This is a genomic window from Massilia antarctica (assembly GCF_015689335.1).
GTDB lineage: Bacteria > Pseudomonadota > Gammaproteobacteria > Burkholderiales > Burkholderiaceae_D > Telluria_A > Telluria_A antarctica.
The window spans coordinates 6,817,194-6,831,376 of the sequence record NZ_CP065053.1; the positions used below are offsets into that span (position 1 = coordinate 6,817,194).

A 14,183-nucleotide genomic window follows, 5' to 3' on the forward strand; every position below is an offset into this window, starting at 1 on the left:
ATTATATTAAGTTTGCTATCATGCCTGTGCGGACCAGCCGTGTCCAGAAGGAAATTTTACTGATGCTTGCAAACAGCTTGCCGGAGATTGCTGCCGGCACCTGCGGTGATGACGATGTGGATAAAAAAATCAGCCAGGATGCAACCATCCTGCGCGCAACTGCGTTTCGAAGTCGGCCGCAGGCAAGGGGCGAGAGAACAGGTAACCCTGCACTTCGTCGCAGCCGGCGTCGCGCAAAAATTCCAGTTGCTGCACCGTTTCCACGCCTTCCGCGATGACCTTGTGGCGCAGCTGGCGCCCGATGCTGATGATGGTGCTGGCGATGGCGCAGTCGTTGCCGTCGAACGGCAGGCCGGTCGTGAACGAACGGTCGATCTTGAGGGTGTCGATCGGGAAGCGCTTCAGGTACGACAGGCTCGAATAGCCGGTGCCGAAGTCATCCAGCGACAGGCTCACGCCGAGGGCGGTGATGCGGTCCATGATGGCGATCACGCGCTCGATGTCGTGCATCAGGGTGCTTTCGGTGATTTCCAGTTCCAGCCACGATGGATCGAGCTGGTAGCGCGCCAGGGTATCGCTCACCCGTCCCGGCAAGGCGGCCGAAAACTCGCGCGCCGACACGTTAACGGCCAGGCGGAACGGCGGCAGGCCGGCCGCCTGCCACAGCGCCGCCTGGGCGCAGGCCGCTTCCAGCACCCACTCGCCCAGCTGGACGATGAGGCCGGTCGCTTCGGCCAGCGGAATGAACTCGGCCGGCGGCACCAGCCCGCGCCGCGGGTCGAGCCAGCGCACCAGCGCTTCGGCCCCGACCATCGTGCGCGTGCTGATCTCGAACTTGGGCTGGTAGTGCAGCAGCAGTTCGCCATTGGCCAGCGCCTGGCGCAAGCCCGTTTCGAGACGCATGCGTTCCTGCATGCCCTGGTTCATGTCGTGGCTGTAAAAGGTCACGCTGTCGCCATCGCCGCCCGGCTTGGCGCGCGCCATGGCGATATCGGCCACGCGCAGCAAGGCTTCGGCGTCCGTCCCGTCCTGCGGATAGACGCTGATGCCGATGCTGGCCCCGACCCGCAGGTCGTGCCCTTCGATCATGAACGGTTCCACCAGCGCCGCCTGCAGCTTGTGCGCCACCGTGGTCGCCTCGAAATGCTCGCGGATGTCGAACAGGCCGACCGCGAATTCGTCACCCGACAGGCGCGCCACCACGTCCTGCTCGCGCAGCACCTGGCGAAAGCGCTGCGCCACCCGCTTGAGCAGCTCGTCGCCGGTGGCGCGTCCGAGCGTATCGTTGAACATCTTGAAGCGGTTCAGGTCGACGAACAGGATGCAGGCCGTGGCGCCCTTGCGCTGGGCCGCCATCAGGGCCTGGTCGACCAGCTTGGCCATCAGGCTGCGGTTGGGCAGGCCGGTCAGCGCGTCGTAGTAGGCCAGGTGGTGCAGGCGTTCTTCCGCGTACTTGCGTTCGGTGATATCGGTCAGGTAGGCGATCAGGCCGACCGCGCGCTGCTCGCGGTCGTGCAGGGGCGAGAGCGACAGGCTGGCCCAGAACACCTCGCCCGACTTCTTGCGGCGCCGCACTTCCATCATGCGCCCGCCCTGCTCCACGAAGGCATCGTGGAAACCGGTGTCTTCCTCGGCATACAGGAACAGGATATTACGCCCCACCGCCTCCTGCGCGCTGTAGCCGAACAGGCGCTCGGCGCCCTTGTTCCAGCTGGTGATGTAGCCGGTCTGGTCCATCGTCAGCACCGACTCGTGGATCTGGTCGAGGATTTGCGCCTGCTGCGACAGCTCCGCTTCGAGGTCGAGGTAAGCCCGGGTCGAGCGCAGCGCGAAGTCGTTGACCTGCAGCAGGCTGGCGGCCAGTTCGGCCAGGGCGGCCAGCAGGCGCCGGTCGCCCTCGTCGTAGGCGGCGCGCCCGCTCACCACGAAGCGGCCGTGACAGTGAGCGCCGCTGACGACCTCGCACGCCAGTTGGGGAACGGCGCCGCCGGCTGGCTGGCCGGGCAAGACAAAGCTGCCCTGCGGGCTGGCCAGCAAGTCGCGCGCGATGCGCCCGAGTTCGGCCGCAAGCTGCTCGCCGCGCAGCTTGAGCACGGCGGCGCACAAGGCGGTACTGCTGGTCAGGAAATCGGTCGCGGCGCTGACATGCATCCTACAAGTTCCTGCCGACCTGGATCGCCCAGTGAAAGGCGTGCAGCTGGCTTTGCCACCATTGTTCGTTGCTGATGCCGAGCGCGGCCAGTTGCGCGGGTCCCGGCAGGCGCTGTTCCACCATGCTCAGCTGTTCGCCGAGGCGCCCTTCGCGCAGCAGCAGCGCTTCGGCCGCGGCCGGCGCCAGGCCGAGCGCACCGACGATATCTTCCATCGACATGCCGAACAGCACGTCGAGCAGAGAAAACACGCCGGTCATGAACGCGATGTCCTGCTCGTCGCGCGCGCCGCCCTGGAGCTTGCACAGGCATTCGAGCTGGGCCGCGCGCAAGGCCGCCAGCGGCAGCAGCGGATTAGCCATGCCGTCGGGCTGCTGGCGCGCGTACAGCAGCAATTGCAGCCAGCGCTGCAACTGGCGCCGGCCCAGCAGGTTGATGGCCTGGCCGAAGCTGGTGATCTGGGTACTGAGCGCAAACGCGGCCGAGTTGACCAGCTTGAGCAGATGATAGGACAGCGCCGGATCTTGCTTGAGCAATTGTTCGAGTTCGCGCGATTCGGCGTCACGCGCCAGCAGGCCCAGCAAGGCCAGCAAGCGCTTGCGCGAGGTGCCATCGTGCGGCTTGACATTGGGCGCGGGATGCAGGGGCCACTCGCCGCTGAGCCATTCGAAACCGGCCTCCGCGCAGTCGGCGAAACGCGCCGCACTGTGCACGCCATGCGCCAGGTGTGGACCGAACAGGGCCAAGACCTGGTATTTGCCGCCGCGTACCACCGGCAAGCCGGCGCTGCAGTCGAGCGCGACCGCGCGCAAGGCGGGCGGCAGCTTGACCCCGTCGGCCGGCTGGCCGTCGACCAGCACGCGGTAGCCCTGGTCGTGCAGCGCCAGCACGTGCTTGAGCGCCGCCTCGGCGCCGAGCGCGCCGGCATCGATGGCGAAGATCACGCGGTGCGGCGGCATCAGCGCCAGCAATGCCGGCGTCAGTACGGCGGGCGAAGCGAGGTGCAGGATGCAGTCGAGCGGCGCGATGGCGGTGAGCAGGTCGGGCGCGCCGAACACGGCATGCAGGGCGGCGGCCTGGTCAAGGCCGGGGCCGCAGCTCATGCGCACGCTCAGCGCCAGCCACTCGTTTTGCGCGTTGGCCGCCGCTTGCATTTCTACCAACGGGAACGGTGTTGTGTCGAAGGCAGCCATCGGCATCTTTGAATTAGGGGGGGTTCGGTAATCTTAGTTGAGTTAATGATCCGAGGCAACCACTTCGTACCTCACGTAAGTGCCTCACGTAAGTGCCTCACGTAAGTGCCTCACGTACGTGGTGCCTGCAATAGCAGTTCGCCATCATTATTTCGCGTCAATGCAAAAGGATACTAGCTTCCTTCAAAACGTGCGTGCTGCACGGCGTATCGGATCAATTCGGCCTGGCCTTCGATGCCCAGTTTGCGCTTGATGTTGAGCCGGTGCGTCTCCACCGTGCGGACCGACAGGTCGAGCGCGCGCGCGATCTGCTTGTTCGACTGGCCGCCGGCCAGTTGTTGCAGCACTTCGTGTTCGCGCGCCGATAACTGCTTATCTTGTACATTCGGGCGGGCCAGCTGGCGCGCCAGCGCGGCGCTGTAGTAAATACCGCCGGACATCACCGTTTCGATGGCCAACACGATATCCTTGCCGGGCGCATCCTTGAGCACGTAGCCGCGCGCGCCGGCCTGCATGGCCTGGCTGACGTATTCGATCTTGTCGTGCATCGACAGGATCAGCACGGCGATGGCCGGGTAGCGCAGGCGGAACTGGGCGGTGGCGTCGATGCCGCTCAGGCCGCGCATATTGATGTCCATCAGCACCAGGTCGATGGCATGCTCGCCGGCCTGGCGCAAGGCTTCCTCGCCGCCATCGGCTTCGGCCACTACGCGAAAGTGCGGCACCGCCTCCAAGCGCGCGCGCAAGCCGTCGCGCACCAGCGGATGGTCGTCGACCAGCAGGATGTGAATGAGGTCGGTCATGAGCGCCTGGCGGTGGGTGGAAGCGGAACCGAAGCCTGCACCGTGGTGCCTGCCGGGGACGAGGTGATGACGAGCTGGCCGCCGATGGCGTCCATGCGCTCCATCATGTTGCGCAGGCCGATGCCGCGCTTGGGGTGGATGGCGACCTTGGCCGCGTCGAACCCGGCGCCGTCGTCGGCGATGGTGAGCGTGACGCAACCGTTTTCGCATGCCAGGGTGATCCCGACCTGATGCGCGCCGGCATGGCGTTCGATATTGGTCAGCGCTTCCTGGGCGATGCGGAACAGCACCGTGTTGGCCACGTCAAGCAGGCCGTCGCTGGCGCCGCGCGCCAGGAAACGCACCGGCAAGGCGCTGTTCTGGGTCGCTTCGTGCGCCAGGTGGTCGAGCGCGGCGGCCAGCCCCAGGTCGTCGAGAATGGCCGGGCGCAGGTTGTGCGAGATGCGCCGCACTTCGCCCAGCACATCGTTGAGCTGGCCGGCGGTATGCTCGAAACTCGTACGCGCCTTCTGCTGCTGGGCCGCGTCGCCGCCGAGACGGATCACGCCCGCCTCGATCTGCAGCTTGATCGAGACCAGCCACTGGCTGATACCGTCGTGCAGGTCGCGCGACAGGCGCGCCCGCTCCTGCTCCTGCGACTCGACCACGCGCTGGGCCAGCACCTTGAGCTTGGCGTCGGCCACGCGCAGCTCGCTGATATTCAAGGCCAGCCCGGAACTGGCCACCACCAGCGCGCTGACAATGGCCAGCACGGCGATCCACAGCAGGGTGCCCTGGATATTGCGCGACTGCTGGGCGTCGATCTTGGCCAGGGCGGCATCGACGTCATCGAGATAAATGCCGGTGCCCAGCATCCAGCCCCAGTTTTCCATCGGAATCACATAACCGAGCTTGGGCGCCGGCTTGTTGATCGAGGGCTTGGCCCAGATGTAGCGCTGCAGCCCGCCGCCGGACTTGGCGCGCGCGATCAGGCGCTGGATGGTCGGTTCGCCATTGACGTCGCGCATGTCCCACAGGTTGCGCCCCACCAGTTCCGGCTGGCGCGGATGCATCAGGCTATTGCCCTGGTAATCGTAGACAAAGAAATAGCCATCGTCACCGTAGCTCAGGGTCGACAGGATGCGCTTGGCCTCGTCCAGGGTGGCCTGGTCGCGCTTGCCGGAATTGACCAGATGCGCCACCGAGCGGGTGGCCAGCTCCACGTAGTGCTTGAGTTCGGCTTCCTTGCTGGCCAGGTAGGCTTGCTGGATGGTGTCGCGTTGCTGCTGGGCCAGGGTGATGGCTTGATGGCGCACGAACAGCGCGATCGTGCACAGCGCCAGGATCAGCGGCGTGATCGCGAGAAAGATGACCTTTTGCCTTAGTTTCATGCAGCGCCCGGCCCGCCGTTGACGGCTTTGTGAAATGAGCCACATTCTACGTCGCTTCGGCCGCGGCTGCTTACGTAGTAATACGTATTGCTCTGCGTAGTGGTGCGCTTGCCCGGCGGAACGTCCCATTCGATACTGATTCACCTTGTGCGGAGTCAAAAACCGGCTGTGACCGGTCAACCGGCATGGACCATAAAAAAACATCTTGGAGGAGTCACCATGAAACGTCTGTCAAGCCAGCTCGGCTGGGCCGGGCTGTCGATCTTCGGCGCTTGCGCGCTCGGCTACATCGCGCTCAGGCGCGGCGAAGCCATCAATGCAATCTGGATCGTCGCCGCTGCGCTCTGCGTGTACCTGATCGCCTACCGCTTCTATAGCCAGTTTATCGCCGACAAGGTGCTCGGGCTCGACCCCAAGCGCCAGACCCCGGCCTACAAGTTCAACGATGGCCTCGACTACGTTCCCACCAATAAATACGTGCTGTTCGGCCACCATTTCGCCGCCATCGCCGGCGCCGGCCCCCTGGTTGGCCCGGTACTGGCCGCGCAGATGGGTTACCTGCCCGGCATGATGTGGATCCTGGCCGGCGTGGTGCTGGCCGGCGCGGTGCAGGATTTTATTATCCTGTTCATTTCCACGCGCCGCGACGGCCGTTCGCTCGGCGACCTGATCAAATCGGAACTGGGCGACATTCCCGGCGTGATCGCCCTGCTCGGCACCTTCATGATCATGGTCATCATTCTCGCCGTGCTGGCCCTGATCGTGGTCAAGGCCCTGACCGGCTCGCCGTGGGGCAGCTTCACCGTCATGGCCACCATTCCCATCGCCCTGTTCATGGGCGTGTACTCGCGCTACGTGCGGGTCGGGCGCATCGGCGAAGTGTCCCTGATCGGCTTCGTGCTGCTGATGCTGGCCATCACCGGCGGCCAGTATGTGCAGGAAAACGCCGTGCTCGGCCCCATGTTTACCTTCACCGGCACCGAACTGACCTGGATGCTGATCGGCTACGGCTTCGTCGCTTCCGTGATTCCCGTCTGGCTGCTGCTGGCGCCACGCGACTACCTGTCGACCTTCCTGAAGATCGGCACCATCATGGGCCTGGCGATCGGCATCCTGATCGTCGCGCCGGACCTGAAAATGCCGGCCGTGACCAAGTTCATCGATGGCAGCGGCCCGGTCTGGTCGGGCAGCCTGTTCCCCTTCCTGTTCATTACCATCGCCTGCGGCGCGGTGTCCGGCTTCCACGCCCTCATTTCCTCCGGCACCACGCCGAAGATGATTGAAAACGAGCAACATGCGCGCTTCATCGGTTACGGCGCGATGCTGATGGAATCGTTCGTCGCCATCATGGCGCTGGTGGCCGCCTCGACCATCGAGCCCGGCATTTACTTTGCGATGAACAGCCCGGCCGCGCTGCTCGGCACGACGGCCGAATCGGCGGCCGCGGCCGTAACGCAGATGGGCTTTGTCATCACCCCCGAGATGCTGATCCAGACCGCCAAGGATGTCGGCGAACACAGCATCATTTCGCGCGCCGGCGGCGCCCCGACCCTGGCGGTGGGCATGGCGAATATTTTGTCGAACGTCATCGGCGGCAAGACCATGATGGCCTTCTGGTACCACTTCGCGATCCTGTTCGAAGCCCTGTTCATCCTCACGGCGGTGGACGCCGGCACCCGCGCCGGGCGCTTCATGCTGCAGGACTTGCTGGGCACCTTCGCGCCGTCCCTCAAGCGCACCGAATCGATCCCGGCCAACCTGATCGCCACCTCGCTGTGCGTGGCGGCCTGGGGCTACTTCCTGTACCAGGGCGTGGCCGATCCGCTGGGCGGCATCAACACCTTGTGGCCGCTGTTCGGCATCGCCAACCAGATGCTGGCCGGGATCGCCCTGATCCTCGCCACCTGCGTGCTGTTCAAGATGAAGCGCGCCAGATACGCCTGGGTCACCATGGTCCCGACCGCCTGGCTGCTGGCCTGCACCCTGACCGCCGGCTGGCAAAAGATTTTCCACGACAACGTGCGCATCGGCTTCCTGGCCCACGCGAAAAAGTTTCAGGCAGCAATCGACCAGGGCAGCGTGCTGGCGCCGGCCAAGTCGATGGCGCAGATGCACCAGATCGTGTTCAACGATGTCCTCGATGCGTCGCTGGCGGGCTTCTTCATGTTCGTGGTGCTGTCGGTGCTGGTGTTCGGTGTGCGCACGGTGCTCAAGGCGCGCGCCGCTGCCGCGCCGAGCTCGCAGGAAACCGCCTTCGTCGCCAACGCGGCCACACTGGCATGAGCATGTTCAGCACCCTGCTCGATGCCGGGCGCGATCTGGCCCAGGCCGGCCGCTACCTCGGGCAAAGCATGCGCCTGATGGTCGGCCTGCCCGAGTACGACACCTACGTGGCGCACATGGAGGCGACCCATCCGGACCAGCCGATGATGAGCTACGAAGCCTTCTTCCGCGAGCGCCAGGAAGCGCGTTATGGCGGCGCGGGCAAGCGCGGCGGGTGTTGCTGACAGGCCGCAGGGGGACGGCAACAGGGACGCTTCGGCGTCCCTTGCTCTTTGCGCGCCTCGACCCGGGCCAGGGTACGCCGCCACGAATGTCAGGGTCGGGCCGGGCAAGCGAACGGAACGCAACCCGACCAACAAGCATTTGTTACGATGGAACGACGGAATCGGGCTCCAGAGGCGCGAGCCTGGACAAGTCTGATCGCGCGGCGCGAAGCGCCAACATATTGTCCTGCATGGCGCGCGAGCGGAGGCCCTTGATGCGCGAGGAAAGCGCGATTCTTGTGTCGGCTTTGGCGCGCGCCGCACTGGCCATGCGGGCGACCAGTTCCTGGAGGTCATTGACCGACAGAATTCGATGAAATTGCTGATCCTTGCTGATGAAGACAAGCGAATTACGCTTGCGGGCCAGCAGTTCGATGACATTGTTCAGCGTTCCGGTGCTCATGCCATCCCATATCATCAGCCCCAGGTCGGCCGCGTTTGCCATCGCCACGTCTTTTGCTGTGAAGTAGGCACGGGAGTGTTTCGCATGGTAGGTCGTGACCTGGCACACAGGCCAGCCGCCGAAGTTATTGCGGGGCAAGTCGCCGCTGCAGTAGACCGTGACCTTCGGGGCGCCCTGATCGAACAGGAACTGCTGGATGGCGCTGTCCGCGCCGTCCGCATCGCCGACGATCACGTCGTAATTCATCGATAAAATATTCATCATGCGCACCTGCACTTCGTCGTGCAGATGCCTGATCTTGATCGACCCCGCGAGAAATACCGTTGTCATCTTGGGCGCCTCCAAGTTAATGCCGCCACGTAAGCATGTCAATCTCCTGCTCAAGCTTGGGGGCACCGGTCGTCACCCGCCGGACGCCACCGGCACCAATGCAGCTCCACCTGTCGCATTTTTTGACACCGCCCCGGCACCTTTGTTCCTTGTCAAAGTCGTGCCAGATCAATCCCCGTATATTTTTCCTGCGGGACATATTTCCCGGATCTCACCACCATCTGCCGGGTCGTCCCCATGCTGAACTTTGAACGCTCAAGCCTGAACAAGAAACTGACGATCATTTCGTTCCTGTCGACCGGCACCGCGCTGTTCTTTGTCTTCATCGCCTTCGCCGTCACCTCGGTCCTGGGCCACCGCAAGGATGAAGGCATGCAGCTATCCTCCTTCGCGGGCGTGATCGGCACCAACAGCGTCGACGCCCTGATGTTCAACGACCGCGATCAAGCCACGGCCACCTTGTCCGCGCTCAAGGCCAAGGTCGAAATTTCCAACGCGGTCTTGTTCGACCGCAAAGGCAAGCTGTTCGCCCGCTATGTGCGCAACGCCCAGGCCGAACCGGAACCGAGCGCGCCGGAAATGAACCTCGACGAAGACGTGCTGGCCGAGGCGACCCGCCAGGGCAGCCGCTTCTGGTCCAGCCGCATGCGCCTGTACCGCCCGGTCATCAACGCCAACTACCAGGTCGGCATCGTCATGATCGAAGCCGACCTGACCCTGATGTGGCTCGACATCCTCAAGAGCCTGGGCGTGATCGCCGCCGCCATGAGCGGTTCGCTGCTGATGTCGCTGATGCTGGCCAGCCGCTTCAAGGCCAGCATCGCCGACCCGGTGGCCAAACTGATCAACGCGGCGCAAAAGGTCTCGGCCAGCCAGAACTACAACCTGCGCATCGCCCACGAGCGCACCGACGAAATGGGCACCTTGATCGACAGCTTCAACGCGATGCTGGCCCAGATCGAAGGACGCGGCGCCGCCCTCACCCACCACCGCGACGAACTCGAACGCCAGGTCAGCGTGCGCACCGAGCAGCTGGAAAAGGCCAAGAACGCGGCCGAAGCGGCCAGCCGTGCCAAGAGCGCCTTCCTGGCCACCATGAGCCATGAAATCCGCACCCCCATGAATGGCGTGCTCGGCATGACCGAAATGCTGCTCAGCACCGCCCTTAACGACACCCAGCGCAACTACACCAAGCTGGTCAAGCGCTCCGGCGAACACTTGCTGGTGATCATCAACGACATCCTCGATTTTTCCAAGATCGAGGCCGGCAAGCTGTCGATCGAGTACATCAACTTCAACCTGTGGGATTTGCTCGACGACATCAATACCATTTACACCCCGCAAGCCCAGGCCAAGGGCATCGCGCTCGACTTTGCGATCGCCAACGATATTCCGATCGCCATCTGTGGCGACCCCAACCGCCTGCGCCAGATCATGGCTAACCTGATCGGCAACGCGCTCAAGTTCACCGACCGCGGCCAGATCCTGGCCAAGGTCGATGTCGAAACCGAGGACGGCGCCAGCGTCGGCCTGCGCTTCGAGGTGCACGATACCGGCATCGGCGTCTCGCGCGAAGCGCGCAGCCGGATCTTCGATGCCTTTTCCCAGGCCGACAGTTCGACCACGCGCAAATATGGCGGCACCGGACTCGGCCTGGCCATTTCGCGCCAGCTGGTCGAACTGATGGGCGGCACGATCGGGGTCGACAACGCCCCCACCCAGGGCTCGATCTTCTGGTTCACGGTCAGCTTCGACAAGCGCCGGGTCGACCCCAACATGCTCGACGCCAGCCTGCGCATGACCGAGGGCATGCGCGTGCTGATCGTCGACGAACAGGCCGACAGCCGCGCCAGCCTGGAACACCAGCTGGCCGAGTGGCAGGTCGCCAGCGACAGCGCGGTGTCGGCGCGCGACGCGGTCGACCGCCTGCTGGCCGCGTCCCACGCCGGGCGCCCGTACGAAGTGGCGATCATCGACATGGACCTGGAGCGCACCAGCGGGCTGTCGCTGGCGGCCGGCATCAAGGGCGACCCCGCCACCAGCGCCACCCGCATCATGCTCATCAGCGACAACCGCCTGGCGGCCGATCCGGTGCAGCGGCGCGACGCTGGCGTGGCCTACCAGTTGATCAAACCGGCGCGCGCGGCCGACCTGTTCGAATGCATCATGACGCGCCCGCGCGGCAAGCCGGCCGTTTCCCTGGTACCGGCGCCGGCGGCGCATGCGCCGCTCGCGCCGGCCGGGCGCAAGCTGCGGCGCCAGCGCGTGCTGCTGGCCGAGGATAACCCGGTCAACGTCGAAGTGGCCACCGCCATGCTCGACTCGCTCGGCCTGGGCGTGTACTGCGCGCGCAACGGCGCCGAAGCGCTGGCCGCCGCCCGCACCGACGGCTACGACGTGGTGCTGATGGATTGCCAGATGCCGGTGATGGACGGCTTTGCCGCCACCGCCGAAATCCGCCGCCACGAACGCGAATGCGGACGCGCGCGCACCCTGCCCATCATCGCCATTACCGCCAACGCGCTGCAGGGCGACCAGGAAGCCTGCCTCGCGGCCGGGATGGACGATTACCTGAGCAAGCCATTCAGCCAGCAGGAGCTGGCCGCCGTGCTGGGACGCTGGATCGCGCTGCCGCTGGCCACCAGTGCGATCCACGGCGGCGCGGCGATGGCGCCGCCGCCGGCCGCGCCACCCCCGCCCGCGCCGCCGGCCGTACGCACCGATGCCGCACCGCGCCAGGCCGGACCGCATGACGCCGTGCTGCGCGAGGTCGAGCCAAGGCCGCCTGGCGCGCGCCTGCCCGCCACGCCGGGCGCGCTGCAGCGCGACGTGATCAACCGCCACGCGCTCGAAAACATCCGGGCGCTGAGCAAGGAGCGCGGCGACGCGCTGGTGCAAAAAGTGATTGCGGCGTACGTCGACGACACGCCGCAGCACCTGCGCACCTTACGCCAGGCCATCACCGGACTCGATCCCGGCAACCTGCGCAAAGTCGCGCACAGTCTCAAATCGAGCAGCGCCAACGTCGGCGCCGAAACCCTGGCGCAGATGTGCAAAGACATGGAAACGCTGGGCCGCACCGATACCACCGAAGGCGCGTCCGGCATCCTTACCGACATGGAGCGGGAATTCCAGGCCGTGTGCCACTCGCTCAATGCCCTCCTAGAGAAGGAACATTAAAAATGGCTGCTACCCCAATCAAGCGCGGCGTCGTCCTGGTGGCGGACGACGATCCGGTCATGCGCCTGCTGATGCTCGAAATGCTCGGCCAGGTCGGCCTGGACGCGATCGAAGCGGAGGACGGGCTGCAGGCCGTCGCCCTCTACCAGAGCATGGCGCCGGACCTGATCCTGCTCGACGTCGACATGCCCAACATGGACGGCTTCTCGGCCTGCCGCGAAATCCGCCGCATCGAAACCGGCGCCCCGGTACCGATCATCATGGTCACCGGCGGCGACGACATCGAAGCCGTCACCAATGCCTACGAGGCCGGCGCCACCGACTTCGTGTCGAAGCCGATCAACTGGCCAATCCTGGGCCACCGCGTGCTGTACGTGCTGCGCGCCAGCGACGCCATCGTGCGGCTGCGCATCGCCGACGCCCACAACCGCGCGGTGCTGGCCGCCATCCCCGACACCTTTTTCCGGCTCGGCAAGGACGGCGTCTACCTCGATTACGAACAGGGTCACGACGCCTCGGCCGCCATGCCGGCGGAGCTGTGCGTGGGCAAGCACATCACCGAGGTGCTCCCGCGCGACATCGCCGAGCGCCTGCTCGAACAGATGCACTGCGTGCTCGATACCCAGCACGTGCGCTCGGTCGAATATGAACTGGTCAGCTTCGGGCTGGTGCAGCACTTCGAGGCGCGCCTGGTGGCCACCGGGCCGAATGAAGTGCTCGGGCTGGTGCGCGACATCAGCGAACGGCGCCGCACCGAGGAACAGATCCGCCGCCTGGCCTATTGCGACAGCCTGACCGGCATCCCGAACCGCCAGGCGTTTCTCGAAACCCTGGAACGCGAGCTGCACCGCTCCAAGGTCGGCAAGAAGAAGTTCGCGGTGCTGTTCATGGACCTCGACGCCTTCAAGCGCATCAACGACACCCTGGGCCACAACGTGGGCGACCATCTGCTCAAGATCGTCTCGGAGCGCCTGCGCGAAACCATCCGCCCGAGCGACCTGGTCTCGCGCGGGGACCAGTCGCACAACCTGGCGCGCCTGGGCGGCGACGAATTCACGATCCTGATTCCCGACCTGGAGCGGGTCGAGAACGCGCTCAATGTGGCGCACCGGGTCAAGGAAGCGATGCGCCGCCCCTTCCTGATCGAGGGACACGAGATTTTTGTCACGGCCAGCATCGGCATTTCGCTGTTCCCCGAGGACGGCGATGATTGCGATTCGCTGCTCAAGTTCGCCGACACCGCCATGTATCACGCCAAGAACTGCGGCAAGAACAACGCCAAGCTATACAGTTCCTCGCTGACGATGCAGATCATGAGCCACGTGAAGCTCGAAGTGGGCTTGCGCAAGGCGCTCAGGAACGAAGAGCTGTATTTGCTGTACCAGCCGCAGATCGACGTGCGCTCGTCCGAGATCGTCGGCGTCGAAGCGCTGGTGCGCTGGCGTCATCCGGAGCGCGGCATCATCTCGCCGACCGAGTTCATTCCGCTGGCCGAGGAGACCGGGTTGATCGTGCCGATCGGCGAGTGGGTGCTGCGCACCGCCTGCAACCAGGCCAAGGCCTGGCACAAGGCGACCGGGCGCTCGATCCGCATGGCGGTCAATCTGTCGGCCAAGCAGTTCAAGGATGAAAACCTGACCCAGATCGTGCTCTCGGCGCTGCACGATTCGGGACTCGATCCCAAGATGCTGGAGCTGGAATTGACCGAAGGGACCTTGATGGACGACGCCAAGGCGACCATGGGGACCCTGGAGCAGTTGCGCGGGATTGGCGTGTACCTGTCGATCGACGATTTTGGTACCGGGTACTCGTCGATGAATTACCTCAAGCGCTTTGACGTGCGCGCACTCAAGATCGACAAGAGCTTCATTTGCGGGCTGCCGCAGGATTCGGAAAACGCCGCGATCACGCGCGCCATCATCGCCATGGCGCATGGATTGAAGATGGTGGTGGTGGCCGAAGGCGTCGAGACCGATGAACAGCTGGTGCTGCTGGAGGAGTACGGGTGCGACCTGGTGCAGGGCTTCTATCTGGGACATCCGTCGCCGCATGAATCGATCACCTTGATGCTCAATAAGGCCAGTGCGATGGCGCTGGCGATGAAATAGAGCGGGCCGCATCCTCACACCGTTATCCTGAAAACCGTCGTTCCCGCGCAGGCGGGAACCCATATCACATCAACTGAACGAAGGTGCTATAGGGGGAACG

At 64.7% G+C, this 14,183-nt stretch carries 9 protein-coding genes; 4 read left to right on the forward strand and 5 right to left on the reverse strand.

Features of this window, described 5'->3' with window-relative positions:
- Positions 1–129: 129 nt before the first annotated feature.
- The 4 genes from IV454_RS29940 to IV454_RS29955 form a co-directional block, all read right to left on the reverse strand.
- Entirely contained in the window at positions 130–2,151 is a 2,022-nt protein-coding gene (locus tag IV454_RS29940; protein WP_206089265.1) for a putative bifunctional diguanylate cyclase/phosphodiesterase, read from the reverse strand.
- A gap of 1 nt (position 2,152) precedes the next feature.
- Positions 2,153–3,343 carry an HDOD domain-containing protein gene (locus IV454_RS29945; protein WP_206089266.1) on the reverse strand — a complete coding sequence of 397 codons (1,191 nt, stop codon included), beginning with the start codon at positions 3,341–3,343 and terminating at the stop codon, positions 2,153–2,155.
- Between the two features lie 173 nt (positions 3,344–3,516).
- Positions 3,517–4,146 carry a response regulator transcription factor gene (locus tag IV454_RS29950; protein WP_206089267.1) on the reverse strand — a complete coding sequence of 210 codons (630 nt, stop codon included), beginning with the start codon at positions 4,144–4,146 and terminating at the stop codon, positions 3,517–3,519.
- Complete coding sequence (locus tag IV454_RS29955; protein ID WP_206089268.1) at positions 4,143–5,516, reverse strand: cache domain-containing protein; 1,374 nt, start codon at positions 5,514–5,516, stop codon at positions 4,143–4,145. Before IV454_RS29955 ends, IV454_RS29950 begins: the two co-directional genes overlap by 4 nt.
- Positions 5,517–5,735: 219 nt before the next feature.
- Here IV454_RS29955 and IV454_RS29960 point away from each other — a divergent pair, with 219 nt between their 5' ends.
- A complete protein-coding gene (locus tag IV454_RS29960; RefSeq protein ID WP_206089269.1) occupies positions 5,736–7,799 on the forward strand; it encodes a carbon starvation CstA family protein in 2,064 nt (687 codons plus the stop codon).
- Between the two features lie 2 nt (positions 7,800–7,801).
- Positions 7,802–8,023, forward strand: a complete 222-nt coding sequence (locus IV454_RS29965) for a YbdD/YjiX family protein (RefSeq protein ID WP_206092907.1) — start codon at positions 7,802–7,804, stop codon at positions 8,021–8,023.
- Positions 8,024–8,165: 142 nt separating this feature from the next.
- Here IV454_RS29965 and IV454_RS29970 read toward each other — a convergent pair whose 3' ends face one another.
- Positions 8,166–8,810, reverse strand: a complete 645-nt coding sequence (locus IV454_RS29970; protein ID WP_206089270.1) for a hypothetical protein — start codon at positions 8,808–8,810, stop codon at positions 8,166–8,168.
- A gap of 222 nt (positions 8,811–9,032) precedes the next feature.
- Between IV454_RS29970 and IV454_RS29975 the strand changes: the two genes are divergently transcribed.
- A complete protein-coding gene (locus IV454_RS29975) occupies positions 9,033–11,975 on the forward strand; it encodes a hybrid sensor histidine kinase/response regulator (protein WP_206089271.1) in 2,943 nt (980 codons plus the stop codon).
- 2 nt (positions 11,976–11,977) lie between these two features.
- Entirely contained in the window at positions 11,978–14,083 is a 2,106-nt protein-coding gene (locus tag IV454_RS29980; protein WP_206089272.1) for a putative bifunctional diguanylate cyclase/phosphodiesterase, read from the forward strand.
- Positions 14,084–14,183 lie beyond the last annotated feature (100 nt).